Origin of the sequence: Glutamicibacter mishrai (assembly GCF_012221945.1) — a bacterium.
GTDB lineage: Bacteria > Actinomycetota > Actinomycetes > Actinomycetales > Micrococcaceae > Glutamicibacter > Glutamicibacter mishrai.
Genome location: NZ_CP032549.1, coordinates 1,833,758 through 1,859,586 on the forward strand (window position 1 = coordinate 1,833,758; position 25,829 = coordinate 1,859,586).

Below are 25,829 nucleotides of genomic sequence, written 5' to 3' on the forward strand. Positions count from 1 at the left end.
GGTTGATGCGCTTTATGCGAATTCATAGAAGAATAGTAAGTGATGAGCTACTACCAGTATCCGCAAAACCCCTACCAGCCGCCGAGAGAGTCCACCGGGCTATCTGTGGCTTCCCTCGTGCTGGGCATCTTGTCGATGTTGGGCTTTTTTGCAATTATCCTCGTTCCATTGGCTGGAGTCATCACTGGACACCTCGGCTTGCGCCGCGAACCGCAATCCAGGAGCCTGGCTATCGCCGGCCTGATCACGTCGTGGATCGGATTAGTCCTAGCCATAGTCGTCTATGCGGTGGCCATCTGGCTGATTTGGTGGGTGGGTTCCGAATATGGAAATTATTCCTATTACGAGAATATGACCTACTCATAAGCTCAAATCTGCGCAAGAAACGGTCCAAAAACAAGAATTGCTGGCCCCGAAAAAATCGGGACCAGCAATTTTTTGTGTGCGCTTGAATCTAGTGAATCGAGCCCATCAGCTTCTTCAGCCCTGGGGTCGCAGCCATCATGGCTACACCCAAAACGACGGCGGTGCCGCCCATGGCGATGAAGTAAGGGATCTCGTTGCCTGGCGTGTAGTAGCCAGCCAGCACGCCCGAGAGGGTGGTGCCCAGGGAGACCGACAGGAAGAACAGCGCGATCATCTGGGTGCCGAAGGCGGCCGGAGCCAGCTTGGTGGCAATTGCCTGGCCCACAGGTGAAAGGAGTAGCTCAGCGAAGGTGCACAGCAGCAAGATGCCCACCAGTGCCAGCAGTGGGGTCATGGTGAAGGATTCCAGCGGGATGAAGCACAGGAACGCAGCACCCACGATCACCAGTGCCAAGCCGAACTTGATGGCGGTGTGCGGCTGGCGCTTGCCCAGCTTGCTCCACATGGCTGCGAAGACGCCGGCGAAGATGATGATGAAGACCGGGTTGATGGAGGTGACCCAGCTTGGCGGCATCTCCCAGCTACCCAGGTGGCGGTCCAAACGCTGATCCGAGTATGCGGCGATGAACGTGAACTGCTGCTGGAACAGCGCCCAGAACGCAGCCGAGCCGATGTAGAACGGAATGAACGCCCACACCTGTTTCCGCTCGGTCGCATTGACCTTCTTGCTGCGCAAGATCAGCGCGAAATAGATGGCCGAAGCGATGATCACGACGTAGGCAAGGGTGCTTGCCAGGTTCGCCGGGGTGACGATCTTGGTTGCGAAGGCGGCGATGATGATCACCAGGACAGCCGCAAAGATCACCACGTAGCGCTTGCGCTCAGAGGCAGGCAACGGGTTGTTCGGGATGTTGCCGCCAGCAGGCAGCTTCTTGCGCCCGGCAGCGTAGATGCCCAGGCCGATGGCCATGCCGATGGCGGCGGCGCCGAAACCAATGTGGAAGCCGTAGGCTACCTGCAGCCAACCGGTGAGCAGCGGGCCGATCAGGCCGCCGATGTTCACGCCCATGTAGAACAGGGAGAAGCCCGCATCAATGCGGGGATCATCCTTGGCGTAGAGCGAACCGACCAGGGCCACGGCGTTGGCCTTCAGGCCGCCGGAACCGACAGCGACCAGGATCAGGCCGACGATCAGGCCGACGAAGCCAGGCAGCAGTGCCAGGCCGATGTGGCCGAGCATGATGGCGATAGCCGAGAAGAACAGCACGCGTTCGGAACCGAAGAGGCGGTCCGAGAGCCACGCGCCCAGAATGGTGGAGAGGTATACGGCGCCACCGTAGGCGCCGACCAAGGACAGGGCAAGGCCCTGGTCCATTCCCAGGCCGCCTTCGGTGGCCGAGTAGTACATGTAGTAAGCCAGCAAGCCCTGCATGCCGTAGAAGGAGAATCGCTCCCACATTTCTACGCTGAAGAGGCTTGCGAGCGCACCGGGGTGACCAAAGAAGGACCTTCCGGTGTTAGAAGTGCTCGATGTTGCAGTAGACATACGTAATATTTTTCGCTTTTGCCTACGCGAGTACCTACTTATATGGGAAAGCTCACACCTGCATCTGGGCGGCCAGCGCCAGCAGGAGTCCTTCGTCAGAACGCGGGGAAATCAGCTGAATACTCATCGGTAACCCAACGTTGGTGGTCGTGACGGGAATGGTGATGGCAGCGACTGAGGCGACGTTCACCATGGAGGTGTACGGGGTGTACTCGCATTGCAACATATAATCGCGATCGGCCGTGGATTGTGTATAGTGCCCGATCAGCGGTGGAATGCTCGCCATGGCCGGGGTGGCAATCACATCATAGGCCGACCACTGGCGCACAAAATCGGCGGCGATCTGCTTCAGCCGCGACCCCGCCTGCAGGTTCTGCTCCAGCGATCGTCCGGCGGCCCGGCGGCGGTAGTCCCGCGCCAACTCGCCCAGCAGCGACTCGTCATTGATCGGTACGTCCTTCAGTCCGTTGGTCCACACCGTGGCGAAGGTTTCCGGATAGTCCGCGGCATATTCCAGATCTGCCGGCTGCACCCGGTGGCGTTCGCCCAACAGTTCAAGACCGCGCTTGAATGCCGCTTGGGCTTCGGGGGCCAGCAAGATGTCGTACACCGATTCAAAGGGCGAATGGGCGCTGAATCCGATGTTCAGCCCGTTCAGGCGGTCCGGGTAGCTGCCCTGCAGCAGCGGAAGATAATGGTCCTTGCCGCGCATCGCATCCAGCAGCATTGCCGCATCCAGGGCGTCATGGGCCAGCGGGCCGGAGACCGCGAGCTTGGGCGCGCCCAGCGTGTCGACATAACCGTCCTGCACATCCGAGGGCACCCGGCCCAAGGATGGCTTGAGCCCGATCAGCCCGCAGGCCGCAGCTGGAATGCGCACCGAGCCGCCGCCATCGGACCCAGGACCCACCGGAATCATCCCGGCAGCTACCGCGGCGGCTTGGCCGCCCGAAGAACCGCCGGAAGAGCGCTGCGGATCAAAGGGGTTGCGCGAGGGCGGGGCCACCAGATTCTCCGAATGGCTGCTCAGCCCGAATTCGGGCACCTGCGTCTTGCCGAGAATGACCACTCCCTCATCGCGCAAACGCTGGACCAGCGAGTGGTCCCGGGTGGCTACCGGATGATCCACGGCGGCCGAACCATAGGTGGTCGGCATCCCGGCAACGTCATTGAGGTCCTTGAACGCGGTCGGCAAGCCGTGCAAACGCCCGAGCTCGCCGCGCACCTGCGCCTCATCCGCCGCCTGGGCCGCGGACATGGCGTCCTCGGCTACATGCACAAAGGCGCCGAGATCCTGGTGCTGTTCAATGCGGTTCAGGTAGTGCTCGGTGAGCTCGCGGCTGGAAATCTCGCCACGGGCCAGCTCGTCTCGCAATTTCAAGGCGCTGGAGGGAAACATGTCAGCTTTCGACGCAGGAAATGACTAGTCTTATTAAGCAAACACCCTATAAGTGAGGAATGCTAGCTGTGAGCGATTTTGAGACTGTCTCGGTCAACGACGTCCCGAAGGATGCCTTCATCCTTGACGTGCGCGAGGACTTCGAATGGGAAGCGGGCCACGCAACCGGCGCCACCCACATCGTGCTCGGCACCCTGCCAGAGCGTGTTGGCGAGCTGGATCCAGATGTCGATACCTACGTGATCTGCCGTACCGGCGGACGTTCCGCGCAGGCCGCATCGTGGCTGACCGGCATGGGGTACACCGCATTCAACATTGCCGGTGGATCCGACTCGTGGATCGAGGCCGGATTGCCGATGGAATCGGAGAATGGCCAGGAGCCAACCGTCCGATGAAATATGCCTATCTGGGACCTGCCGGCACCTTCACCGAGTCGGCGCTGTTGCAGGTTCCCGGGGCACCCGACGCGCAGCGCATCCCTGCAGCGAACGTGAACGTGGCCCTGGCCATGGTGCGTGATGGCAGCGTTGACGCTGCGATGGTGCCCATTGAGAATTCGGTGGAGGGCGGCGTCTCGGCCACCCTGGATGCCATTGCCCAGGGCCAGGCCTTGCAGATTGTCGCAGAGATCCTCGTCCCCATCACCTTCGTGCTGGCGACACGCCCAGGCATCGACTCGCTGGATCAGATCAAGCTCATCTCCACCCACGGGCACGCGTGGGCGCAATGCCGGTTGTGGGCCGAAGCGAATATCCCCGGCGCGGTCTTCACCCCTGCCTCATCCACCGCGGCCGCCGCGGTGGCCCTCATCGAGGACGACCCGCAGCACGATGCGGCGATCTGCAACCCATTGGTGGCTGAAGAACGCGGACTGAATGTCTTGGTGCGCGGGGTGGAAGACAACATCGGCGCGGTCACCCGCTTCATCCTGGTCACCCGTCCGGGAAGGATCCCGGCACCCAGCGGAGTGGACAAGTCCACGCTGATCCTGCCCCTGCCCGAAGACCGTCCCGGTGCCCTGATGGAACTCCTTGAGCAATTCACCGCGCGAGGCGTGAACCTTTCGCGCATTGAATCGCGTCCCACCGGGGAGGGCCTGGGCCAGTACTTCTTCTCCGTGGATTTCGAAGGCCACGTCGCCGATGAACGTGTCGCCGCGGCGCTCTCAGGTTTGCACCGTTTGTCCCCGGAGCTGCGCTTCCTCGGTTCCTACCCGGCGGCCCAGGGCGTGGAGCCATTCGTGGATACGCATAATTCCGATGCCGCGTTCAGCGACGCCCGCACCTGGGTGCAGTCGCTGCGAGATCGACTCTAGCTGGTACACGAAAGGCGCTGATGTTCCTCGCGGAGCGTCAGCGCCTTTCGCCTGCCTGGAGCAGGCTCTTGGTTATGGGGTGCGCAGGCGCAGCGCGCTTGGTGAAACGCTGACTTCCAGTTCGTTGACCTGTCCGGTTGGGTCCCCATCAATCTGGGTATTCATCGGCTCGGTGCAACGCAGGGCAACACCTGGGGTCTGGTAGAAGCTCATCACCGGAATCTTGTTCTTGGTCCGGAACGCGGTCTTGAGCAGAATCCACATCCAGCCAGCTGCCGAGCGCGGCGACAGGATCACTGCGTCCAGCACGCCGTCATCGATCTTGGCGTCCGGGACGAAGTCCAAGCCCTGCAGCTTGCCGCAGTTGGCGAAAAGCACCGAGCGGACCTTGCGGGTCTGCCAGTTCTCATCCCCCTCCAGCTTGAAGTTGACCTTCTTGCGCTTCCCGGGCAGCTGGCGCAGGCCGGCCTCCGAGTAGGCGAGCCAGCCCACCTTGGACTTCAGTTCCTCATTGGTGTCGTCAAAGAGATCGGCATCGGTGCCGACGCCGGCGATGACCAGGAATGCGTGGTCCGCTTCTCCGCCATCGAGCAGCTTGAGCTTCATATGCCCCACGTCGATGCGCCGCACCATGCCGCGCACTGCAACGAGGGCTGCAGTGTGCAGGTCATCGATAGGGATATCGACATTGCGGGCCAGCAGGTTGCCGGTGCCCAGCGGGAGGACTCCCAGCGACGCATCGGTGTCTTCAAGTACTTCTGCGACGGCGCGAATCGTTCCATCGCCACCGGCGGCAATAATTGTGTCGCATTGCGCATCCAAGGCTTCGCGGGCAGCATCCTGGCCGGCATTGTCCTTGGTGGTGTGCAGTACCAGCGGCGCTTCAATGCCCGCTTCGGCGCAAACCCGCTCCACGGCTTTCTGCGCCTCTTCAGCGCCTGACTTGGAGGGATTGATGACCAATGCCACCTTGTTCGCGGTGACATGTTCGGCGGCAACAGGCTCTTGTGCCGAGGGCTTTCGGTAGCGCGACAGCTTGCGCACCGAGTACCAACTGGTTGCCGCGGCGGCAGCTGCGGCGGCCACGACAGAGAAAACGATCACACGATTTGTCTGCATAGTGCTTTCATCGTACTCATGATTGCTACGCTTAATGTGTGATCGACCTGAAAATGCTCACCGAAAATCCGGATTTGTACCGTGCCTCGCAACGCGCGCGCGGTGCCGACGAGTCGTTAATTGACCAGCTTCTCGAAGCTGACACGGCACGTCGTGAAACCATTGCCACCTACGAACGCCTGCGTGCCGAGCAGAATGCGTTCTCCAAGAAGGTCGGCCAGGCCAAGGGCGAGGAGCGCTCCGCGCTGCTGGCCGAGGTCAAAGAGCTGGCCGCTTCGGTCAAGTCTGCCCAGGCTCAGTCTGATGAGGCTTCTGCCAAGTGCACCGAACTGCAGCGCCTGATTCCCAACCTGATCATCGACGGCATCCCTGCCGGTGGCGAGGACGACTTCACCGTTGTCAAGCACGTGGGCACCATCCGTGACTTCAAGGCTGAAGGCTTTGAACCGCTGGACCACTTGCAGATCGGCGAGAAGCTTGGCGCCATCGACATGGAACGTGGTGCCAAGGTTTCTGGCTCGCGCTTCTACTTCCTCAAGGGCATCGGCGCCCGCCTGGAAATCGCGATGATGAACATGGCTTTGGACGTGGCCATGGAGCGTGGCTTCATCCCGATGATCACCCCGACCCTGGTCCGCCCAGAGACCATGCAGGGCACCGGCTTCGATGTGGCCCACGACGACGAGATCTACAAGCTCGAGCGTGACAACATGTACCTGGTGGGCACCTCCGAGGTGGCCCTGGCCGGTTACCACTCGGACGAGATCATGGATCTGTCCGATGGCCCGATCCGCTATGCCGGTTGGTCCTCGTGCTACCGCCGTGAAGCAGGTTCAGCCGGCAAGGACACCCGTGGCATCATCCGCGTACACCAGTTCAACAAGCTGGAAATGTTCATCTACACCAGCGTCGAGAACGCTGAAGTTGAGCACCAGAACCTGCTGGCCATGGAAGAAGAAATGCTTGGCCGCATGGAACTTCCATACCGCGTGATCGATACCGCCGCTGGTGACCTCGGCATGAGCGCCGCCCGCAAGTTCGACTGCGAAGCATGGGTGCCAACTCAGGATGCTTTCCGTGAGTTGACTTCAACTTCTAACTGCACCACCTTCCAGGCTCGCCGCTTGAACATTCGCGAACGCGAAATCGTTGACGGCAAGCCAGGTAAGACCCGTGCGGTCGCTACCCTGAATGGCACCTTGGCTACCACCCGCTGGATTGTCGCGATTCTGGAAAACCACCAGAACCCAGACGGTTCGGTTAACGTACCTAAGGCGTTGCAGCCATACCTTGGCGGACTCGAAGTCCTCAAGTAAAACAGGTTCACATAGTTGCCGGTCATCCATTGCGGGTGGCCGGCAACTGTCGTTAACCAGCTGTTCAGTTGCTCCTGTGCCGTGGGTCATCGCCAAAATGTGGTGGTGGTGGTTAACTTGAGCCATGACAGTTATGACAAAGATCGGCAACGATGACCGACTAGATAAGCAGAAAAAGATGATTTGCCTTGATGTGGACGGGACTATCGTCAACCATCAAGGGCAAATGAGCCAGCGGGTGCGCGAAGCAGCCCGCGCTGTGGTGGAACAAGGTCACGAAGTGATTATCTCCACCGGACGGTCGCTGGGAGCCGCCCTGCCCATCATGCAAGAGCTGGGAATTGACCATGGTTACGTGGTCGTCAGTAATGGTGGTGTGCTGGCCAAGGTGAGCGCGAATGACATCGAAGTGATTCACCGTGAAGTTTTTGATCCTTCGGTAGCGCTCAAAGCCTTGTGGAAGCAGCTGCCCAAGGCCAAGTACGCGCTGGAAAACGAGCGCGGCGAATTTCTATCTAACCAAGCCTTTGGCGATGCCAGCTTTGGCGCCGAAACCAGGGTTGTGGATTTCGAAGAATTACTCAGCAATAAGGCCGTGCGTGTTGTGGTGTTCTCCACCGACAATACTGCCGAGGAATTCGGTCATGCGGTGCAAGGCCTGGGCCTATCCGGAGTGACCTACTCGGTAGGGTGGACCGCGTGGCTGGACATCGCCGCCGACGGCACCACCAAAGCTAGTGGTCTGGAGCGTCTACGCGCGATCCTCAAATTTGATTTGGCCGATTCACTGGCCGTAGGCGATGGACGCAATGACATCGAAATGCTTCAGTGGGCCGGTCATGGCGTAGCCATGGGCCAAGCACCGGATGAAGTTAAGGACGCCGCGGACGCTGTGACCGAAGGCGTCGATGAAGACGGTCTGGCGATTGTTCTCGAGGAGTTACTCCAGGACTAGGCGACTAGGTGAAAACCACCGTTGGCTCGTCATGTAGGTCAGTCACTGAATGCCGACGGCAAGTCAAAGTATGTGTGCGTGCCACTTCATGGAACCCACATGAGTCAGCACCCAACCAATGAGAACAATGTTCAGACGCATTTTGACTCAGGCGTTGAGAGCACGCATGTAGTCGCAACGCCGGACTCTACTGCGAGCCACGGACAGGTTGCTTCAAGCAGTGACATTGGCTGTTGAGCCCATCGGCATCGCTTGAAGCCAAATTTTTTTATCTGATCATATTTGCGATGAAGAATCCGGTTCCGATGGCGAGCAGTAGCACGGCCGGAATCCCGATCCATTTGGGCAGTGTGGCGACTTCGTGACTACTTTTGGTTGTTCCAGAGTGAGACGGGCCAATGAGGCTCGAAGTTAGTAGTATGGCTGATCCTGCAACCATGCAGATGATTCCGTATAAGACGAAGGGCGTCATAAGGCTAGATCGCTTTCGCTAGATCGCTTTCGCTAGATCGCGTTTATTGGTTTTTGTTTCCTGCTCTACCGGCGAAGAAATATGAGCTGCGTATCCAAAGAGGAATCCAAAGGCCGGTAAGGTTAGTAGTCCAAAAACTTGGCATACAAGCGTCGTCGGGCTTGCTGCAATAAGCCACGGTGTGATGACAACAATAGAACCGACTAAAAGGCCGATGGAAGTGAACCTTATATAAGGTTTGTTCATAGTGTCCCTAACTAACAAATCTTTGAGTCAATATAGGCTTCCAGTGCTGAGAAAGACCCAGCAACCGCAGCGAGTCCACCAAGTTGTGCGCCGCTGAGAGCGACACCCCCGATAACGACAGTTCCTCCGCCGGTTGCAACGGCTGCTGCACCCAGGGCAGTGGCTCCAATGCCGAAGACAACGGCTGCTAAGGATGTGGCGCACCAGCTAGCAGCTGGCGTAGCAATTGATGAATCGCCGGTGGCTACAAAACTCAGTTGGCCGTGATTCTTACTGACTTTGAAATCTTGGCCGTTAGGTGAGGAATAAGTAAAGGACTCACCACTCTTCAAGCTCTCCATTTTCTTTGCCAACTTGTTAGTTTCAGAATGGGTATCTGAACTCTCGATTGTTTGCTGCGGCGCACTAACGAATGTTGTCGCATTGGCAGGAGCATTCACCGCCAACGTGAGGGCGACAGTGGTGAGTATGGCAAGCGATGTCGAGTTAATTTTTTTTGAATAAAGGGATGTCACGATTCATATCTAATGGATTTAAGCTACATTTCGATGGTAGCGGCTACAGCTGTGGATGTAAATCGTACTTTTGTAGGAGAGCAGGTGACTTTGGCTCGTTTGTACGAGGCAGCGCGTTCCCGGGAGCAGTCGATCTCATCTTTAGGCGTGGCAAGGTGACGATTTGGTTTTCGGCGCTGATCGACCCCGCGCAGGCCAAGGGAGAACCTAAATCCCATGCAATAGAACGTCGAATTATCTGCGTTGTATGAAAGGGTGCAGGGCGGAAATCGGCGATTCGAAGCAGGAGCTGGGCTCTACAATTGGTCAGTGAATTCCAGCAGTCGGGCAATGGCTGCTCGTGCGCCGAGCTCATCGTTATACCCAGAACGCACGATGGCAGCAGACACCGCCTGCGGGGTAATACCAAGAATTTCGGCCACGGCTTTTTGCTGGCCACGTACTCCTGGAGTGAGCAGGTCTACCACTGACCATTCGGCCTCGGTACGGGTGCGAATCCACTGGCCCAACATGCGCAGCAGACCCTCCAATTCGGCATCCATCTCATCGGTGCCCGAGGAGACGCAAATTGGTACCCGTTCGCCGCGGTGACTGGCCGCTTCCAGCGCACCCAAGGCCCGGCGTGCGGCCTTGCCTTCCACCAAGTCTGCATCGGTCGGTACCGGTTCATAGAGGCTCCCGATACCGAGTCCGATATTGCAGAAGTTCAACCTCGTCACCCGCATGAGTGCATCTACTGCTGCGTCGGGATCCTTGGGTACGCCCAGCAATAATTGGCCGCTCAGAGCGGTGAACGGTGCATGCGTGTCCACCCGGGAGAGCTGATGCCACAATTGCTCGCTGGCGTCGGCAACATCGGTGACCGAGCGGGGCCGGGGGCTGAGCGCAACGACAAACATATTTCCAGTATTGCCTGTACAGGCGGGTTTGTCGCGAGTTCAGCGCGACACGTTGACCTTAGTGCTGTTGTGGCAAGCGCACGCTAGTGCGCGAAACGAAGAGCTGCGTGGCTGGTCCGATGAGTACCGCGTAAGCCACCGTGCCCAGGCCCACCGGGCCGCCGAGCAGCCAGCCGATGCCCAGCACCGAGAGTTCCAGCGCGGTGCGGATCAGCCGCAGCGACAGCCCGGTGCGCAGGTGCAGTCCGGTCATCAGCCCATCGCGCGGGCCGGGACCGAAGTGGCTTCCTATGTAGAGGGCGCCTCCCAAGCCGTTGATGAGGATTGCGACCACGAGGGTGAGGATCTGCCAGCCAAGACCGTTGATAACAGGTAAGAATCGCAGGAAGAAATCGAGTGCAACACCGAGGTACAGCGTGTTGGCGATGGTGCCCAGGCCGGGCCATTGGCGCAAGGGGATCCAGGCGAGCAGGACCAGTGCGCCTACCAGGATGATGATGGTGCCCAGCGACAAGGGCACATGATTGGCGATGCCAAGGTGCAGCACATCCCACGGATCCACGCCCAGCTGCGCTCGAATGATCATGGCCATCGCTAATGCGTAGAGGGACAGGCCGGCAAAGAGGTTGAAGAATCGCAAGGGCAACCGCCCGCTGGCGAGCTGTTGGCGCGGAGTCAGATTAGTGATGGTCATGAATAAAATAATCCGGTAAATTGGCCATGTAAAAAATAGCCAATTTTGAAGAGGTGGACTTATGGGCCGCGTCACAGGTGCTGCGCTCGCCGGAATGCTCGGGGCAGCCGACACTTCCCAACCTGCCTACCGATGGCTTTTTGAAACGCTGCGCTCGCTCATAGCCAATGGCCGCATCCTGCACGGCTCGGTACTGCCCAGCGAACGCGAAGTCGTGGCTCGACTGGGGCTGAGCCGCACCACCATTTCACGTGCCTACGCAGAACTTCGCGATAGCGGCTACGCCAGCTCCCGCCAAGGCTCGGGAACAGTCGCCCAGATTCCCGGAGGGCCGGTTGCCGGCGGAGCAGAGCCGCTGCCGCTGGGCGGTTTCGGGCCAATGCCTGGAAGCACCGCGCTAGATCTGACCTGCGCGGCGCCCAATGCCCCGACCGGAATGCTCGGGGAATTCCAAGCAGCGTTGGAACAGCTTCCGCGATATGCGGCCACGATGGGCTACTACCCATTAGGCCTAGAGCCGCTAAGGTTGGCCCTCGCCGATTACTACACCCGCAAAGGTTTACCTACCGGTCCGGATCAGATCATTGTTACCTCAGGTGCGCTGTCCTCGGTGGCAGCCGCAGGCCGCGCGGTCATGGGTCGCGGACAGAGCGTGCTGGCAGAATCCCCGACCTACCCCAACTCCTTGCTTGCGCTCAAGGCACATGGTGCTCGCACCGCAGCGGTGCCCATCGGTCCGGACGGGTCCGACATGGAGCAGATCGCCTCGGCCCTTCACACGGTGTCCCCGACAGTGATGCTGTGCCTGCCCGACTTCCACAACCCCGTGGGAACCTTGCTGGATGACGCAAGGCGAGAACGCTGGGCGGCAGAACTGGACCGGGCGGGAACCGTCGGCATCATCGATGAAACCTGCGCCGAGCTGTGGCTTGATACTGAGCCGGACGTTTTGCCGATGGCGGCCTTTTCCAAGAACCTGGTCACCGTGGGCAGCGCCAGCAAATCGCACTGGGGTGGATTGCGCCTTGGCTGGATTCGAACGCCACGGCATCTCTCGGGTGCCATCGCCCGCTCGCGCATGAGCATGGATCTCGGCGCGCCCGTGCTGGAGCAATTGGTGCTGGCCAACCTGCTGAATGCAGGCACCAGCCTCGCACAGAGTGCCCGGGAGGGCTTGCGGGATAACCGGGACTGGATGATCGCTGAACTGCAGCGGTTGCTGCCGGAATGGAAGCCCAATAGGCCTGCAGGTGGCCTGAGCCTATGGTGCCAACTGCCGCAGCCTCGTTCCAGCGCGCTTGCTCGACAGCTCAAATCAGTGTTGCTGGCGCCGGGATCCACCTTCGCCGTGGAAGGCCACGGCTTGGAGCATTATCTGCGTTTGCCATTTGCCCAGGACCGAGCCGATCTGGAACAGGCGCTTCCGGCAATTGCCGAGGCGTGGCACAAGGTGGCTGCGTGAGATTGAACTGATCCTTGGGCGCGATGGGGCAATCCGTGGACTAATCCAACCAGGCGGCCAAAGCTCCGGAGGTAATGAGGGCGAAGGTGCCAACAAATAAAACAGCGATGATGACTGAAAATAGTACGAGCCAGCGAGTTTCAGGTTTATTCATTCTTTAGACCTGGCTTTCGCGGTTGGTGAATTTCCGAATTGCCTGGCCGGCAGCGTAGCAAATGCCAAGCCCTGGAATGCATAAAGACCCCACCAGTACGATCAGCATGTACGTCGAACGGCACTGGACGTAGCGCCAGCACACGTAGATGACCCCGGTGGCCCAAAGAAGCATTACGGATACTTCAAAGGGGTCTAGAGCAAGAGCGTTGTCCATGTCAGTAGTCTATTTCATTTGGTCGGCAAGGGACGCTAGGACCACGGTCAGTGCTTCGGCAAGCTCGGGGAGAGTGCAGCTAGTCCGAGGCTGCGCCTTAAGCGCAGCTTCACGGTTGTCCGTCTCGGCACCCACCGTGGCCTTCTGCCCTTCAGGTCGAAGCGCGGGAACATGGATGAACAGCGCCGGTACTTTCTGCCCATAGGCGAGGTATGCGATGCGGTTGCAAACAAATCTGCCCGCGTCTTCGGATAGGTAAGCGCCGTGGCCTGCCTGATGCAATGCCTTCAGGATAATTTCTGGATCCAAGGTCGCGGGGCGGTAGTCTTCGCCGCCACGAACGATGCTCTGTTTCACCGGCTGGGCGCCATCATTATCCGGGATGCGGGCATCGTCCACGTTGGCGCCTTGGACTTCCAGGCTGATTTCATCTCGCCCGCCAGCCTCGCCGACGCAGATCAAAGCATCGGGCTGGTGATCCTGCAGCAAAGCTGCCAGAACCTCGCCAGAGCGCTGGAAGGATACCGGCAAGATCGCCTTGGTGATTCGATGGCCATCGGCTTTGTCGGGAACCAGCCGCACGGCCTCGCCGCTCGCGTTGAACTGGTCGTTGCCGAAAGGCTCGAAGCCGGTCACCAAAAGATGCATGAGCCCATTATGTCCCTAAACTGTCGGTGCGTGTTGATAGAGCTTGGGTATAGGTCCAATTGAAAGCCACTGGATAGGTGCTCATGGTTATCGCGGTTTTAATCCTCGTCATCCTCAATATTCTCGCAACGGCATGTATTGCCCTGCTGCTGATTCGACGCACCCAGGGCAATGATGATGGCCAGATCCGGGACTCGGTGCGGTCCGCTAATTCAGAGCTTCGGCAGGAGCTGGGAACCCAGCGCAATGAACTGCGCCAGGGCATGGGAGAAGTGCGCTCCGAGATTGATGCGAAGCTCAGCGCCATGAGCGAATCCAATGCCAACCGGCACATCCAGATCCAGCACCTGCTGCAACAGGAAATGGAGAAGCTGCGCACTGGCAATGAAGCCAAGCTGGAAAAGATGCGCGAAACCGTGGATGAGAAGTTGCAGGGAACCCTGGAGAAGCGCTTGGGCGAATCCTTCGAGTTGGTGAGCAAGCGGCTGGAAATGGTTCAGCAGGGGTTGGGCGAGATGCAATCTCTAGCCCAGGATGTCGGCGGGCTCAAGCGCGTGCTCACCAATGTGAAAAGCCGCGGCTCCTGGGGCGAAGTGCAGCTCTCGCGCCAGTTGGAAGACATCCTCACCGCTGATCAATACGAGCAGAATGTTGTAGTCGTTCCGGGAAGTCGCGAAGTAGTGGAATTCGCGGTGATCTTGCCCGGACGCGAGGCCGGCACCATCTATCTGCCTATCGACTCCAAGCTCCCGCAAGAAGATTATGAGCGCCTGCTCGATGCCCAGGAATCCGGGGAAAAGGCTGCCATTGACGCAGCGGCCAAGGCCTTGGACCGAGCGATTATCGAGCAGGCCAAACTGATCTCCAGCAAGTACATCGCCCCGCCCTACAGCACCGATTTCGCGATCATGTACCTGCCCACCGAAGGGCTCTTCGCTGAAGTCGTGCGCAGCCCCGGCCTGGCCAGCAAACTGCAAACAGAGCATCGGGTCCTCGTTACAGGTCCAACAACCCTGATGAGCCTGCTCAACTCGCTGCAGATGGGCTTCCGCACGCTGGCCATCGAGAAGCGCAGCAGCGAAGTGTGGCAGGTGCTCTCTGCGGCCAAGGAAGAATTCCGCAAATACGGGGACGTCTGGGACAAGCTGGGCAAGCAACTGGCCACCGCGCAGAACACAGTTCGTGATGCCGGTACACGCACGCGGGCCGTGGAACGCAGGCTCAAGGATGTCCAGACCTTGGAAGTCACGCCCCAAGAAGATGTCCTGAGCGGATTGCTTCCCGAAGCCTAGAAGCAGGCCTTGCGCCGGTCATGGTAAATGCGCAGGAAAGCATCCATCCCGGCACCAGCCCGTAAACGGCGCGCAGGAAGTCCGGGTCTTCCAAGAAGACCACGAAAGTTGAAAATGGCGGTGACCCGCAAGGGGTCACCGCCATTTTCAGCTCAAGTCTCGGAGACTAGGCCTTGAAACGCTCGATGGAGCGAGCCAGCTCGGCCTCGGCAGCCTCGCGGCCTTCCCAGCCCTCAGCCTTGACCCACTTGCCTGGCTCCAGGTCCTTGTAGCGGGTGAAGAAGTGCTCGATCTCCTTGATCAGCCATTCGTCGATGTCTTCAAGTTCCTTGATGTGGTCAAAGCGCTTGTCTGCAGGAACGCACAGCAGCTTGGCATCGCCACCGCCATCGTCGGTCATGTTGAATACGCCAATTGGGCGGGCTTCGACAACAACGCCTGGGATCAGATCAACGCCTGGGATGTAAACCATGGCGTCCAATGGATCGCCATCCTCGCCCAGAGTATCGTCGAAGTAGCCGTAGTGGGTTGGGTACTGCATCGAGGTGAACAGCACGCGATCCAGGCGCAAGCGGTGGGTCTCGTGGTCGATCTCGTACTTGACGCGCGATCCGGTTGGGATCTCGATGGTCACGTCGTGGCTCATGAAAAGCACGCTCCTAAACTAGTCTTAGGGTTATCCGCTAATAAGGGTATCGCCCCACGGGCCCCCTTCGATAAAACTTCGAGAGGAATGTAACCATATGAACACTGCCGCCCGACGCGCGCTTACGCTAGGGGTGGCCGTGCTGGCCGTGGTTGCAGTCATTCTGGCCATGGTGCTAGCCCCTCGATTCTTCACCGGCGAACCCGAAGCTTTCTACACCCCGGCCAGTGCCCAGCAAGCTGGAAAAGACCCAGTCACCGTGGCAGATCTCGATCCGCAGGCCCCGGCGCCGGACACCGCGGCACTCACCGCCAAACTCGATGCGATCCTCGCCGACACTTCCGATGGCACCAGCTTTAATGCGCAGGTGGTCGACGTCGCCAGCCAGACGGTGCTTTATAACCGCAACGCCGACACAAACGGCACCCCGGCATCCAGCCTGAAGGTCGTGACCGCCATGGCCGCCTTGGAAACCATGGGCGGCGACAGCCAGCTATCCACCTCGGTTCTGCTTGATGGCAACACCCTCATCCTGCGCGGCGGGGGAGATGTGCTGTTGGGCGATGGGAAGTCGGACCCGGCGCACCCCAAGGGCTACGCCGGCCTGGCCACCCTGGCCGAGCAGACCGCCAAGGAACTGGAATCCCACGGCATCAGCGAAGTCTCGCTGTGGCTTGACGATTCTCTCTTCGGCGACGCCCACAACAATTCCGCCTGGGATAAGTCGCTGTTCACCTCTAATAACATCGGCGAGGTATACCCGATCGCGCACTACGCAGGCCGCGCCGGCGAAAGCACCAACACCGCTTACCAATCCGATGCAGCCGAACAGGTCCGCAAGGTCTTCGCCAAAGAGCTCTCATCCTCTGTCAAGGTCAATGAAGGCGGCCGGGGCTCCTACGACGGCGGTGAGAAGATCACCGAAGTGAAATCCGCGCCCCTGCGCCAAGTCATCAAGCACATGCTGCTGGTCTCCGATAACTACATCGCCGAAACCATGGGACGGCTCGTGGCCGTCAAACGCGGCATGGCCCCGGAACAGGCTGGCGAAGCGGTCGCCGCCGTGGCCGGTGAACATGGCGCCGAAGGCGCGCAGCTGGCCGATACCAGCGGATTGGCCGCACAGAACAAGATCTCACCGGCCGCACTGACCGCGGTCTTGCGCGCGGCGGCCGCCAGCCCCAAGCCGGAACTGCGCGAACTGGTCTACTCCCTGCCGGTCGCCGGCTATAACGGCACGCTCATGAATCGCCTAGGCCAGTCCTCCACACTGGGATTGGTGCGCGCCAAGACCGGTTCGCTGACCGGGGTGGCCACGTTGACCGGCATGACCATCACCCAAGACGGGCGCTTGCTGGCCTTCTCGATTTTTGCCCATCAACCTGGCGGAACACTCGCACCGCATAAGCCGATTATCGACTCAGCAGTGGCCGCCATTCGCGGTTGCGGCTGCCAGAGCTAAAGGAGCAGGAGCAGCATATGAATCAGGTTGTTGATTGGAAACTGGCCGCGAACGCCGCCAAGACGCTGATGCCTGCCGGGCCGAAGATCCTCAGAAAAGATGCCGCCCGAATCATCGAGGAACTGCGCATTGCCGCCGGCGAAGGCCTGATCGAGGCGGAGAAGATCTCCAAGCTGACCTCCACCGCGCCCTCGCAGACCCTGGTGGTGGACCGGGCCGGATGGGCCAAGGCCGTCAGCCAGAATTTCGCGGCCATGCTGCCCGAACAGGCCAACGTCCCCACCATGGTTCCCGCGGTTGCCGGAGCCGAGCTCGGCGCAGTGCTCTCGGTGCTGGGCACCCGGGTGCTGGGACAGTTCGACCCCTTCGTCGGCCCGCGACTGCTGCTCAACGCACCGACCATCACCCAGATCCGCGGCGAACTGAACCTGAACGCCCGCGATTTTTATCTGTGGATCGCCACCCACGAGCAGACCCACCGCCTGCAGTTCGAGCATGCGCCCTGGATCCCCGAGGTCATGAAGTCCATCCTCGCCGAAGCGTTTGGCCCGCTGGAGAATGAAGGGTCGATGAACCAGCTCGGCGAGCGTCTGAAATCCATGAAGTCGGAAGTCAGCGAATTGACCAGCATCATGTCGGTGCTCGAAGGCCACGCCATGGTGGTGATGAACGATGTGACCAGCATCGGCAGCATCAAGACCATCCGCCGGCGCTTTGAAGCACGCGGCGAAAACCGGTCGGTGCTTGCCACCTTGCTGGGCAAGCTGCTTGGCCTGGATGCCAAGGCCCTGCAGTACAAGCGCGGAGCCAAATTCGTGCGCCATGTGGTGGACGAGATCGGCTATGAAGGCTTCAACCAGGTCTTCAGCTCCCGGGAACTGTTCCCCAGCGCCGAAGAACTCGACCACCCTGAACGCTGGCTGGCCCGCACCCGATGAACCAGGCTTTGCTCGCGGCCCGCACCGCCATTGCCCGGGCCTCCGGCCCGGGACTCACCCTGATCGGGGTCTCCGGCGGCGCGGACTCGCTGGCCCTGGCCATTGCGGCAGCCACCCTGCCCGATCCCTTCGGCGCAGTGATCGTGGACCACGGATTGCAACCGGGCAGCGCGCAGGTCGCGCAGCGGGCCGCCGGGCAATGCCGCGAGCTGGGCTTGGACCCGGTGCTGGTTTATCCGGTGCAGACTGCCGGCGATGAAGCCTCGGCCCGGGCGGCCCGCTATGAGCAGTTCGAGCTGGCGCTGAGCCGCACCGGCGCCCAGCGGATGCTGCTCGCGCACACCCGTGATGACCAGGCTGAGCAGGTGCTGCTCGGGCTTATCCGCGGTTCGGGCACCCGATCCCTGGCAGGGATCCCGGCCGAACGCGGACCTTACCGAAGGCCGCTGCTGGATCTGTCCCGGAAGCAGACCGAAGAGATCTGCCAGGACGCGCGGGTCGACTATTGGGAAGATCCGAGCAATTCCGACACCGGCTACCGGCGGAACCTGATCCGCCACGAGATCCTGCCGTTTTTGGCTGAGCGGCTCGGCGGGCATCTGCCCGAGGCCCTGGCCCGCACCGCATCGCTGGCGGCCGCCGACGCAGATGCCCTCGACCAGTGGGCGCAAACGGCCAAGGAGCAGCACGGGCTGAACCTGCGGGAGCTTTCCACGCTCCCGGTGGCGGTGGCCTCCAGAGTGTTACGCCTTTTCGCCATCGAAGCCGGCGCGAAAAATGTGGGCCATGAGCGAACACAGGCGCTGTGCGCGCTGGCCGGAATCGGCGGGCCCAAGTCCAAATCTGCTGGTCCGGTGCAACTGGATGGCAAAATCAGCGCCTTTCGGCGCGGCCCGGTGATCGTTTTCACGAGGACCGGCTCAACAACAGATCACTAAATGTGGCACTCTAGGTAAGTACCACACCTCTAGAATCAGGAGAACCCTCGTGGATTCCACTGCAGTCAAAGCCGATCTGGCGCATGTTCTGTACACCAAGGAAGAAATCCAGGCTCGCGTGGCAGAACTCGCCGCGCAGATCGACAAGGACTACGAGGGCCGCGACATTCTCGTCGTGGGTGTGCTCAAGGGTGCCGTGATGATCATGGCCGACCTGGTCCGTGCGCTGAAGTCGCACCTGACCATGGACTGGATGGCAGTATCCTCCTACGGTTCGGGAACCCAGTCCTCCGGCGTGGTACGCATCCTCAAGGACCTGGACTCGGATCTGATGGGCAAGCACGTGCTGATCGTCGAGGACATCATCGACTCGGGCCTGACCCTGTCCTGGCTGAAGTCCAACCTGGAATCCCGCGGCCCGGCATCGGTGGAAATCTGCGCCCTGCTGCGCAAGCCCGAGGCTGCCAAGGTCGAGATCGACGTGAAGTACGTCGGCATGGACATTCCTAATGAATTCGTCGTGGGCTACGGCCTGGACTACGCGGAAAAGTACCGCAACCTGGACTGCGTGGGCACCTTGGCTCCGCATATCTACCAGTAGGGGAACTTTTTTCGCCGGTCTGGCGTTGAGAAGTATCGAAGGTGGCGTGACCCGGACGCCAGAGCAGTGCGTGAGGGGGATGCGTGAGGCGCGGGGCCTTGCGGATCAATGAAAACGAAGAAGCTTTTTAATAGCTGGATCATGTGGGTTGTACTCGGCGTCCTGGCCGTAGTGCTGTTTTTGCCGATGGTTTTCGGCAATAGCTCTGCGAAGGTCGATACGTCGGTAGGCCTGCAACAGCTGACCAGTGGCAATGTCACCGAAGCCAAGATGTTCGACTCGGATCAGCGCGTCGATTTGAAGCTGCGCGACTCGTTGAAGATCGACGGCGTCGACAAGGGCAACTCGGTGAGCTTCTACTACTCCACCGCGCGTGCCCAGCAGGTCGCCAATGCGATCACCAAGGCCGAACCGGGCAAGTTCACCGACCAGCCGGTGCAGAGCAACTGGCTGCTCTCGATGCTCGGCGTGATCATCCCATTCCTGCTGATCGCCGCCATTTTCTGGTTCATCCTCGCCCGCTCCCAGGGCGGTGGCTCCAAGGTCATGCAGTTCGGCAAGTCCAAGGCGAAGCTGATCACCAAGGACATGCCGCAGGTGACCTTCAAAGATGTCGCCGGCGCTGACGAGGCCGTGGAAGAACTCCACGAAATCAAGGAATTCCTGCAGGAACCAGCCAAGTTCCAGGCCGTGGGTGCAAAGATCCCCAAGGGCGTGCTGCTCTACGGCCCTCCAGGCACCGGCAAGACCCTGCTCGCCAAGGCCGTGGCCGGCGAAGCCCAGGTGCCGTTCTACTCGATCTCCGGTTCGGACTTCGTGGAGATGTTCGTCGGCGTGGGCGCCAGCCGCGTGCGCGACCTGTTCGAACAGGCCAAGAACAACTCGCCTGCCATCATCTTCGTTGACGAGATCGACGCCGTTGGCCGCCACCGCGGCGCCGGCATCGGCGGCGGCAACGATGAGCGAGAACAGACCCTGAACCAGCTGCTCGTTGAGATGGATGGCTTCGACGCCACCACCAACGTCATCCTGATCGCCGCGACTAACCGTCCGGACGTGCTGGACCCGGCCCTGCTGCGCCCAGGCCGTTTCGACCGCCAGATCCCGGTGGAGGCACCGGATCTGAAGGGCCGCGAAGACATCCTCAAGGTCCACGTCAAGGGCAAGCCGATGGATGCCACCGTGGATCTGAACGCCGTGGCCAAGAAGACCCCGGGCTACACCGGTGCCGACCTGGCCAACGTGCTCAACGAAGCCGCGCTGCTGACCGCGCGCTCCAACGCCAACCTGATTGACGATCGCGCCCTGGATGAGGCGATCGACCGCGTAATGGCCGGCCCGCAGAAGCGCACCCGGTTGATGGACGAGCACGAGCGCAAGGTCACCGCCTACCACGAGGGCGGCCACGCCCTGGTGGCCGCGGCCATGAACCAGACTGCACCGGTCACCAAGATCACCATCCTGCCTCGCGGCCGCGCCCTGGGCTACACCATGGTGGTGCCGGAGTCCGATAAGTACTCGGTGACCCGCAACGAGCTGCTGGACCAGATGGCCTACGCCATGGGCGGCCGCGTGGCCGAGGAGATCGTCTTCCACGATCCATCCACCGGCGCTTCGAATGACATCGAGAAGGCCACCTCCACGGCCCGCAAGATGGTCACCGAATACGGCATGAGCGAAAAGGTCGGCGCCGTGCGCCTGGCCGGTTCCGCCGCGGAACAGCAGATGGGCGGAGCCCAGCGCGAATTCTCCGACGAAATGGCGCACCTGGTGGACCAGGAAGTGCGCGAGCTGATCGAGCAGGCGCATAACGACGCCTACCAGGCGCTGATGACCAACCGCCACGTGCTCGACCGCCTCGCCCTGGCCCTGCTGGAGCGCGAGACGCTGAACCAGAAGGAAATCGCCGAGATCTTCTCCGATCTGCAAAAGCGCGAGGTGCGCGATGTGTGGCTGAGCAATGAGGGGCGTCCGGTCCACTCAGATGGCCCGGTATTAAGCCCCAAGGAGCGCGCAGCTTCCTCGACCGACTAGGATCGAAGCGTGAGTGAACTAGAACAGATCGATCAGCCGCGGATCGCGGCAGCCGTCCGCGAGATCCTGGAGGCCATTGGCGAGGATCCCGATCGCGACGGCTTGGCAGAGACCCCCAAGCGGGTGGCCAAGGCCTATGCGGAATTCTTCGCCGGCTTGCACCAGGACGCGGCAGAGCACCTGTCGACCACTTTCGACATCGAGCATGACGAGATGGTCCTGGTCAAGGACATCCCGTTCTACTCGACCTGCGAGCACCACCTGGTGCCCTTCTACGGATCGGCGCATATCGGCTACATCCCGGGCAAGGGCGGCAAGGTCACCGGGCTGTCCAAGCTGGCCCGACTGGTCGAGGTCTACGCCCGCCGCCCGCAGGTCCAGGAGCGCCTGACCACGCAGATCGTCGATTCGCTGGTGGAGCACCTGAACCCGGCCGGCGCGATCGTCGTCGTCGAATGCGAGCACATGTGCATGTCCATGCGCGGGGTGCAAAAGCCCGGAGCGAAGACCGTGACCAGTGCGGTGCGCGGCCAGCTGCGGGAAACCGCCACCCGTGCCGAAGCCATGAGCCTGATCCTCGGAAAGTAGGAACCCCTATGTCCCTAGGCGCCATCCCGGGCACCGGCCCGAACACCAGCCCCCTGCCCGTGATCCGCAAGTCCAAGGTCAAGACCCTGGCTGATCTGCCCACCGACCGCACCCTGGTCATGGGCATCCTGAACATCACCGAAGACTCCTTCTCCGACGGCGGCGAGTACCTGGACGCCGACGTGGCGATCGACCGCGGGCTGAAGCTGCTGTACTCGGGCGCCGACATCATCGACGTGGGCGGCGAATCCACCCGCCCCGGCGCCAAGGATGTCGACCCGGAACTGGAGCGCTCGCGCATCATCCCGGTCATCGAGACCCTGGTGAAGGCCGGTGCCATCGTTTCGGTGGATACCATGCACGTGGGCACCGCCCGCGCGGCCATCAACGCCGGCGCGCACATCATCAACGACGTCTCCGGGCTGACCTATGAGCCGGGCATGCCCGAGCTGATCGCCGAAACCGGCGTGCCCTACGTGCTGATGCACCGCCGCGGCACCGCGCAGTCCATGGTCGCCGAAGCGAACTACGAGAACGTGCTCACCGAGGTGGTCGGCGAACTGCGTACCCTGCGTGACGAATTTGTCGCCAAGGGAGTGGCCCCGGAGCAGATCATCATCGATCCGGGACTGGGCTTCGCCAAGGACGCCGAGCACAACTGGGCGCTGCTCGGCCACCTGGATGCCATCGAGGAACTGGGCCACCGGGTGCTGATCGGCACCAGCCGCAAGCGCTTCCTGGGCGAGCTGCTGGCCGAATCCGGCAGCAGCCGGCCCCCGCTGGAACGCGACACCGCCACCGCGGCCACCACCGTGCTGGCCGCCAAGGACCAGGTCTGGGCCGTGCGCGTGCATGACGTGGTGGGCAGCCGCGACGCCATCGAAGTCGTGAAGGCCTATGGATCGCATTAGCATCTACGGGATTTCTGCCACCGGCTACCATGGGGTTTTCGACCATGAAAAGCGCGATGGCCAGAAGTTCATCATCGACGTGGTGCTGCACGTGGACATCACCCGAGCCGCGGCCAGCGACAATGTGCTCGACACCGTGCACTACGGCGAGGTCAGCGAGCTGGTGGTCGAGCAGATCCAGGCCGGCCCCTGGGACCTGATCGAAAAGCTGGGCAGCGAAATCGCCGACGCGATCCTCGCCGCCTACCCCAGCGTGCTTCAAATCGACGTGGTCGTGCACAAGCCGCAGGCCCCGATCCCGGTGCCCTTCACCGACGTCACCATCTCGCTGACCCGTGCGCAGAAGCAGCACACCGCGATCATCGCCCTGGGCGCCAACCTCGGCGACCCGAAGGCCACCTTGGCCCAAGCCGTCAAGGACCTGGGCCAAGAGCTGGAGATCCTTAAGGTCTCGCCGCTGGCGATCACCAAGCCGGTGGGCGGGCCGCCGGACCAGCCGGATTACACCAACCAGGTCATCGAGGTGCGCACGCGCCACTCGGCCCACGAGCTGCTGGATCTGTGCCAGGGCATCGAGGCCAAGCACCACCGCACCCGCGAGGTGCGCTGGGAAGCGCGCACCTTGGACCTGGACCTGATCACCTACGACCAGCTGCGCCTGGATGATGAACGGCTGACCCTGCCGCATCCGCGGGCCGCGATCCGCGGATTCGTGCTGACCCCGTGGAGCTGGATGGACCCCGACGCGGTGCTCGACGGCCAGCTGGTCTCCCGCCTGGCCTCCGAAGCCGCCGATACCAAGGACATCATCCGGCTATGAGCAAGCTGAAGCTGCGTTGGGTGCTGTGGTGCGCGGTGATCGGTGCCGTCGCCGGCTGGATCGTCCTGCGGGTGCTCACCGCCGCCGGCCGCTACGCCCCGGTGCTGGACTACTCGGCCCTGTACTCCCTGGGCGCGGTCTGCGCGGTCATCCTCTTCCTCGGCATCCGCGTGAAGCGCTCCACCCTGGGCAAATCCCATTTCGAGCCGATCGCCGCGGCCCGCACCCTGGTGCTGGCCCAGGCCTCGGCCTATGCCGGCGCGGTCATCACCGGCTGGCATGTGCCGGCCATCATGACCCTCTGGCTGGCCAATGGGCAAAGCCCGACCCTGACCCGCGGCCTGGTGCTGGCCGGCGCCGGGGTGCTGATGGTGATCATCGGCTACATTGTCCAGCATCTGTGCAAGCTACCTCCGGAGGATACCGATGACGCCAACGACTCCGTGGTCACCGAATAGCTTCACCCCCGCCGACCCGGCATACTTCAAGGTCAAGCTCACCACCTGGGCACTGACCTGGGGATTGATCTTCCTGGCCAGCCTGGTCCCGGGCGTGCTGCTGGCCAGTGGCGCCAGCGTGCCGCCATGGCTGGCGATCATCCCGGCGCTGCTCGTGCTGGTGATCGCCCTGCTGATCCTGCGCATCCTGCGCCGCCAGGTCCGCGCCCTGGGCTATCTGGAGCGCGAGGAGGACTTCGTGGTGAGCTCCGGGGTGATGTGGCGTAAGCAGCTGGTCATCCCTTACGGGCGCATGCAATATGTCGAGGTCAACAGCGGACCGCTGGAACGCCGCTATGGGCTGTGCCAGCTGACGCTGAATACCGCAGGCGCCGGGGCCACCGCCCACGTGTACGGATTGCCCGAGGCCCAGGGCCACGCGCTGCGTGAACGCCTGGTGGCCGCCGGCGAAGAGAAAATGCTGTGAACCAGGACGAGAACTGGCAGCGGGTGCATCCAGCCAGCCCCTTCGTGCGCGGCTGGCTGGCCATCGTCGGCCTGCTCTACATCTACTGGCAGAATACCGACGAACTCTCCTTCGCCGAGCGCTTTTCCGGAGACCGGCTGATCTGGACGGTGGTGCTGGCCGGGGCGGCGCTGCTCGTGGTGCTGGTGTTCTACTTCCTCTCCTGGTACTTCACCCGCTACAAGCTCACCGCCACCCACGTCTACGTGAACTCCGGCATGCTCTTCCGCAGCCAGAAGCAGGCGCGGATCGACAAGGTGCAGGGCATCGACATCGCCCAGCCGCTGCTCGCCCGGATCCTGGGCCTGGCCGAACTGCGCTTCGACGTGGCAGACTCCTCCGAATCGGTGCTGCGCCTGGCCTTCCTGTCCAAAACCGACGCGCACGCCCTGCGCCAGCTGATCCTGCAGCGCGCCACCGGCCAACTAGCCGAAGAGCCAGCCGAAGCGCCAGCGCACCCCGCCGCACCCCAAGCCGGTGCCGAACCGGCCGAACCGTTGATGGCCAAGGTGCCCGCCCCCCGGCTGCTGGCATCGCTGTTCCTCCAGCTGCCGGTGATGATCGGCCTCGTGGCCTGCGTGGTGATCGTGATCTTGTGGCTGTCCGGCATCCAGGGCATCATCGCCGCGGTCCTGCCGATCCTGCTCAGCTTCGGCAGCTGGTTCTACAAGCAGCTGAACCAAGGCTGGAACTACACCGCCAGTGCCTCGGATACCGGCATGCGCATCAGCTACGGCCTGGCCGATACCCGCCAGCACTCGATCCCCACCGGCCGGGTGCAGGCCATCTCGGTCACCGCCCCGCTCTTGTGGCGGCTGCTGGGCTGGTACAAGGTGGAAGTCAACGTGCTGGGCACAAAAAGCGACGACCTGGACAACCTTCAGGTCCTGCCGGTGGGCGATTTCGAATCGGTCGCCCGCATCATGGGCATCCTGCTGCCCGATCTCGGCGTAGGCAACCAGCGCGAAGTGCTCTCCACCGCGGTGAGCACCGGCTACGAGCACGGGTTCATCGGCTCCCCTCCACGAGCCAGGCAGCTCTCGCCGGGCGCCTGGAAGCACCAGGGATTCCTGGCCACCGCCACCACGGTGATTTCCCGCTACGGGTGGCTGGCACGCACCGCCAGCTTTGTCCCGCACTCCCGGGTCCAAGGCACCGAGTTCAGGCAGGGCCCGTGGGAACAAAAGCGTAAACTGGCCGGGGTCCGCCTGCATTGCGCCGGCGGCAATATCATCGGCTACCTGCATCAGGTTGATGCGCAGATCGCAGCGGAATTTACCCTGGCCCAAGCAGCACGCCAGGTTGAAAGGTAGA

27 protein-coding genes are annotated in these 25,829 nt (G+C 61.5%); 18 read left to right on the plus strand and 9 right to left on the minus strand.

Annotated features, from left to right (window positions below):
• Window positions 1-42 precede the first annotated feature (42 nt).
• Window positions 43-366: a DUF4190 domain-containing protein gene (locus D3791_RS08645; protein ID WP_022874424.1), complete on the plus strand. Its 324-nt coding sequence runs from the start codon at window positions 43-45 to the stop codon at window positions 364-366.
• A gap of 88 nt (window positions 367-454) precedes the next feature.
• Here the strand turns inward: D3791_RS08645 and D3791_RS08650 are convergent, their stop codons facing one another.
• Both D3791_RS08650 and D3791_RS08655 read right to left on the minus strand, forming a co-directional pair.
• Window positions 455-1,912 carry a peptide MFS transporter gene (locus D3791_RS08650; protein ID WP_172511920.1) on the minus strand — a complete coding sequence of 486 codons (1,458 nt, stop codon included), beginning with the start codon at window positions 1,910-1,912 and terminating at the stop codon, window positions 455-457.
• A 52-nt stretch (window positions 1,913-1,964) separates the two neighbouring features.
• Window positions 1,965-3,311, minus strand: a complete 1,347-nt coding sequence (locus D3791_RS08655; RefSeq protein ID WP_022874422.1) for an amidase — start codon at window positions 3,309-3,311, stop codon at window positions 1,965-1,967.
• Between the two features lie 68 nt (window positions 3,312-3,379).
• On the opposite strand from D3791_RS08655, the gene D3791_RS08660 reads away from it, so the two are divergent.
• Together D3791_RS08660 and pheA are read left to right on the plus strand one after the other, a co-directional pair.
• Window positions 3,380-3,706 (plus strand): rhodanese-like domain-containing protein, encoded by a 327-nt coding sequence (locus tag D3791_RS08660; RefSeq protein ID WP_022874421.1) that lies wholly within the window; start codon window positions 3,380-3,382, stop codon window positions 3,704-3,706.
• Window positions 3,703-4,626, plus strand: coding sequence for a prephenate dehydratase (gene pheA, locus D3791_RS08665; protein ID WP_172511921.1), 924 nt, complete (start codon window positions 3,703-3,705; stop codon window positions 4,624-4,626). Before D3791_RS08660 ends, pheA begins: the two co-directional genes overlap by 4 nt.
• 72 nt (window positions 4,627-4,698) lie before the next feature.
• Here pheA and D3791_RS08670 read toward each other — a convergent pair whose 3' ends face one another.
• Window positions 4,699-5,745, minus strand: a complete 1,047-nt coding sequence (locus tag D3791_RS08670; protein WP_172511922.1) for a diacylglycerol/lipid kinase family protein — start codon at window positions 5,743-5,745, stop codon at window positions 4,699-4,701.
• Window positions 5,746-5,783: 38 nt separating this feature from the next.
• Between D3791_RS08670 and serS the strand changes: the two genes are divergently transcribed.
• Together serS and D3791_RS08680 are read left to right on the plus strand one after the other, a co-directional pair.
• The gene (serS, locus tag D3791_RS08675; RefSeq protein ID WP_172511923.1) at window positions 5,784-7,061 is read left to right on the plus strand and encodes a serine--tRNA ligase; all 1,278 of its coding nucleotides are present in this window, start codon (window positions 5,784-5,786) and stop codon (window positions 7,059-7,061) included.
• Window positions 7,062-7,185: 124 nt separating this feature from the next.
• Window positions 7,186-8,016: an HAD family hydrolase gene (locus tag D3791_RS08680; protein WP_022874417.1), complete on the plus strand. Its 831-nt coding sequence runs from the start codon at window positions 7,186-7,188 to the stop codon at window positions 8,014-8,016.
• Window positions 8,017-8,745: 729 nt separating this feature from the next.
• Here the strand turns inward: D3791_RS08680 and D3791_RS08685 are convergent.
• The 3 genes from D3791_RS08685 to yczE all read right to left on the minus strand — a co-directional run bounded on the left by D3791_RS08685 (window position 8,746) and on the right by yczE (window position 10,842).
• Complete coding sequence (locus D3791_RS08685) at window positions 8,746-9,249, minus strand: hypothetical protein (RefSeq protein WP_172511924.1); 504 nt, start codon at window positions 9,247-9,249, stop codon at window positions 8,746-8,748.
• 296 nt (window positions 9,250-9,545) lie between these two features.
• Complete coding sequence (locus tag D3791_RS08690) at window positions 9,546-10,148, minus strand: hypothetical protein (RefSeq protein ID WP_172511925.1); 603 nt, start codon at window positions 10,146-10,148, stop codon at window positions 9,546-9,548.
• A 58-nt stretch (window positions 10,149-10,206) separates the two neighbouring features.
• Window positions 10,207-10,842: a membrane protein YczE gene (gene yczE, locus D3791_RS08695; protein ID WP_246241962.1), complete on the minus strand. Its 636-nt coding sequence runs from the start codon at window positions 10,840-10,842 to the stop codon at window positions 10,207-10,209.
• Window positions 10,843-10,903: 61 nt separating this feature from the next.
• On the opposite strand from yczE, the gene yczR reads away from it, so the two are divergent.
• Window positions 10,904-12,304, plus strand: coding sequence for a MocR-like transcription factor YczR (gene yczR / locus D3791_RS08700; protein ID WP_172511926.1), 1,401 nt, complete (start codon window positions 10,904-10,906; stop codon window positions 12,302-12,304).
• Window positions 12,305-12,461: 157 nt separating this feature from the next.
• Here the strand turns inward: yczR and D3791_RS08705 are convergent, their stop codons facing one another.
• Window positions 12,462-12,674: a hypothetical protein gene (locus D3791_RS08705; RefSeq protein ID WP_022874413.1), complete on the minus strand. Its 213-nt coding sequence runs from the start codon at window positions 12,672-12,674 to the stop codon at window positions 12,462-12,464.
• Window positions 12,675-12,683: 9 nt separating this feature from the next.
• Entirely contained in the window at window positions 12,684-13,322 is a 639-nt protein-coding gene (locus D3791_RS08710) for a pyroglutamyl-peptidase I (protein WP_022874412.1), read from the minus strand.
• Window positions 13,323-13,405: 83 nt separating this feature from the next.
• Between D3791_RS08710 and D3791_RS08715 the strand changes: the two genes are divergently transcribed.
• Window positions 13,406-14,614, plus strand: coding sequence for a DNA recombination protein RmuC (locus D3791_RS08715; protein WP_061956674.1), 1,209 nt, complete (start codon window positions 13,406-13,408; stop codon window positions 14,612-14,614).
• Window positions 14,615-14,780: 166 nt separating this feature from the next.
• Here the strand turns inward: D3791_RS08715 and D3791_RS08720 are convergent, their stop codons facing one another.
• Window positions 14,781-15,260 carry an inorganic diphosphatase gene (locus tag D3791_RS08720; RefSeq protein WP_013347472.1) on the minus strand — a complete coding sequence of 160 codons (480 nt, stop codon included), beginning with the start codon at window positions 15,258-15,260 and terminating at the stop codon, window positions 14,781-14,783.
• A gap of 97 nt (window positions 15,261-15,357) precedes the next feature.
• Between D3791_RS08720 and dacB the strand changes: the two genes are divergently transcribed.
• The 11 genes from dacB (at window position 15,358) to D3791_RS08775 (ending at window position 25,828) form a co-directional block, all read left to right on the plus strand.
• Window positions 15,358-16,722, plus strand: coding sequence for a D-alanyl-D-alanine carboxypeptidase/D-alanyl-D-alanine endopeptidase (gene dacB, locus D3791_RS08725; protein ID WP_172511927.1), 1,365 nt, complete (start codon window positions 15,358-15,360; stop codon window positions 16,720-16,722).
• 17 nt (window positions 16,723-16,739) lie between these two features.
• Complete coding sequence (locus tag D3791_RS08730) at window positions 16,740-17,660, plus strand: zinc-dependent metalloprotease (protein WP_172511928.1); 921 nt, start codon at window positions 16,740-16,742, stop codon at window positions 17,658-17,660.
• On the plus strand, window positions 17,657-18,598 hold the full coding sequence (gene tilS / locus D3791_RS08735) for a tRNA lysidine(34) synthetase TilS (RefSeq protein WP_246241965.1): 942 nt from the start codon (window positions 17,657-17,659) through the stop codon (window positions 18,596-18,598). The genes D3791_RS08730 and tilS overlap by 4 nt, the downstream gene beginning before the upstream one ends.
• 49 nt (window positions 18,599-18,647) lie before the next feature.
• Entirely contained in the window at window positions 18,648-19,199 is a 552-nt protein-coding gene (gene hpt, locus D3791_RS08740; RefSeq protein ID WP_172511929.1) for a hypoxanthine phosphoribosyltransferase, read from the plus strand.
• 108 nt (window positions 19,200-19,307) lie between these two features.
• A complete protein-coding gene (ftsH, locus tag D3791_RS08745; protein WP_022874406.1) occupies window positions 19,308-21,233 on the plus strand; it encodes an ATP-dependent zinc metalloprotease FtsH in 1,926 nt (641 codons plus the stop codon).
• A gap of 9 nt (window positions 21,234-21,242) precedes the next feature.
• Entirely contained in the window at window positions 21,243-21,821 is a 579-nt protein-coding gene (folE, locus tag D3791_RS08750) for a GTP cyclohydrolase I FolE (RefSeq protein WP_172511930.1), read from the plus strand.
• Window positions 21,822-21,829: 8 nt separating this feature from the next.
• Complete coding sequence (folP, locus tag D3791_RS08755) at window positions 21,830-22,732, plus strand: dihydropteroate synthase (protein WP_172511931.1); 903 nt, start codon at window positions 21,830-21,832, stop codon at window positions 22,730-22,732.
• A complete protein-coding gene (gene folK / locus D3791_RS08760; RefSeq protein ID WP_172511932.1) occupies window positions 22,719-23,552 on the plus strand; it encodes a 2-amino-4-hydroxy-6-hydroxymethyldihydropteridine diphosphokinase in 834 nt (277 codons plus the stop codon). Before folP ends, folK begins: the two co-directional genes overlap by 14 nt.
• On the plus strand, window positions 23,549-24,010 hold the full coding sequence (locus tag D3791_RS08765; protein ID WP_172511933.1) for a DUF3180 domain-containing protein: 462 nt from the start codon (window positions 23,549-23,551) through the stop codon (window positions 24,008-24,010). Before folK ends, D3791_RS08765 begins: the two co-directional genes overlap by 4 nt.
• Window positions 23,979-24,476, plus strand: a complete 498-nt coding sequence (locus D3791_RS08770; protein WP_022874401.1) for a PH domain-containing protein — start codon at window positions 23,979-23,981, stop codon at window positions 24,474-24,476. Before D3791_RS08765 ends, D3791_RS08770 begins: the two co-directional genes overlap by 32 nt.
• Window positions 24,473-25,828 (plus strand): PH domain-containing protein, encoded by a 1,356-nt coding sequence (locus D3791_RS08775; RefSeq protein ID WP_172511934.1) that lies wholly within the window; start codon window positions 24,473-24,475, stop codon window positions 25,826-25,828. Before D3791_RS08770 ends, D3791_RS08775 begins: the two co-directional genes overlap by 4 nt.
• Window position 25,829 lies beyond the last annotated feature (1 nt).

Excerpts from the sequence above, each read along its gene's own strand:
- D3791_RS08670 (WP_172511922.1), bottom strand. The coding sequence starts at position 5,745 with ATGCAGACAAATCGTGTGATCGTTTTCTCTGTCGTGGCCGCCGCAGCT.
- dacB (WP_172511927.1), top strand. The coding sequence starts at position 15,358 with ATGAACACTGCCGCCCGACGCGCGCTTACGCTAGGGGTGGCCGTGCTG.
- D3791_RS08770 (WP_022874401.1), top strand. The coding sequence starts at position 23,979 with ATGACGCCAACGACTCCGTGGTCACCGAATAGCTTCACCCCCGCCGAC.
- D3791_RS08705 (WP_022874413.1), bottom strand. The coding sequence starts at position 12,674 with ATGGACAACGCTCTTGCTCTAGACCCCTTTGAAGTATCCGTAATGCTT.
- pheA (WP_172511921.1), top strand. The coding sequence starts at position 3,703 with ATGAAATATGCCTATCTGGGACCTGCCGGCACCTTCACCGAGTCGGCG.
- tilS (WP_246241965.1), top strand. The coding sequence starts at position 17,657 with ATGAACCAGGCTTTGCTCGCGGCCCGCACCGCCATTGCCCGGGCCTCC.
- D3791_RS08730 (WP_172511928.1), top strand. The coding sequence starts at position 16,740 with ATGAATCAGGTTGTTGATTGGAAACTGGCCGCGAACGCCGCCAAGACG.
- D3791_RS08650 (WP_172511920.1), bottom strand. The coding sequence starts at position 1,912 with ATGTCTACTGCAACATCGAGCACTTCTAACACCGGAAGGTCCTTCTTT.
- D3791_RS08680 (WP_022874417.1), top strand. The coding sequence starts at position 7,186 with ATGACAGTTATGACAAAGATCGGCAACGATGACCGACTAGATAAGCAG.
- folK (WP_172511932.1), top strand. The coding sequence starts at position 22,719 with ATGGATCGCATTAGCATCTACGGGATTTCTGCCACCGGCTACCATGGG.
- D3791_RS08715 (WP_061956674.1), top strand. The coding sequence starts at position 13,406 with ATGGTTATCGCGGTTTTAATCCTCGTCATCCTCAATATTCTCGCAACG.
- D3791_RS08720 (WP_013347472.1), bottom strand. The coding sequence starts at position 15,260 with ATGAGCCACGACGTGACCATCGAGATCCCAACCGGATCGCGCGTCAAG.
- yczR (WP_172511926.1), top strand. The coding sequence starts at position 10,904 with ATGGGCCGCGTCACAGGTGCTGCGCTCGCCGGAATGCTCGGGGCAGCC.
- D3791_RS08655 (WP_022874422.1), bottom strand. The coding sequence starts at position 3,311 with ATGTTTCCCTCCAGCGCCTTGAAATTGCGAGACGAGCTGGCCCGTGGC.
- yczE (WP_246241962.1), bottom strand. The coding sequence starts at position 10,842 with ATGACCATCACTAATCTGACTCCGCGCCAACAGCTCGCCAGCGGGCGG.
- D3791_RS08710 (WP_022874412.1), bottom strand. The coding sequence starts at position 13,322 with ATGCATCTTTTGGTGACCGGCTTCGAGCCTTTCGGCAACGACCAGTTC.
- ftsH (WP_022874406.1), top strand. The coding sequence starts at position 19,308 with ATGAAAACGAAGAAGCTTTTTAATAGCTGGATCATGTGGGTTGTACTC.
- D3791_RS08765 (WP_172511933.1), top strand. The coding sequence starts at position 23,549 with ATGAGCAAGCTGAAGCTGCGTTGGGTGCTGTGGTGCGCGGTGATCGGT.
- D3791_RS08645 (WP_022874424.1), top strand. The coding sequence starts at position 43 with ATGAGCTACTACCAGTATCCGCAAAACCCCTACCAGCCGCCGAGAGAG.
- folP (WP_172511931.1), top strand. The coding sequence starts at position 21,830 with ATGTCCCTAGGCGCCATCCCGGGCACCGGCCCGAACACCAGCCCCCTG.
- D3791_RS08690 (WP_172511925.1), bottom strand. The coding sequence starts at position 10,148 with ATGTTTGTCGTTGCGCTCAGCCCCCGGCCCCGCTCGGTCACCGATGTT.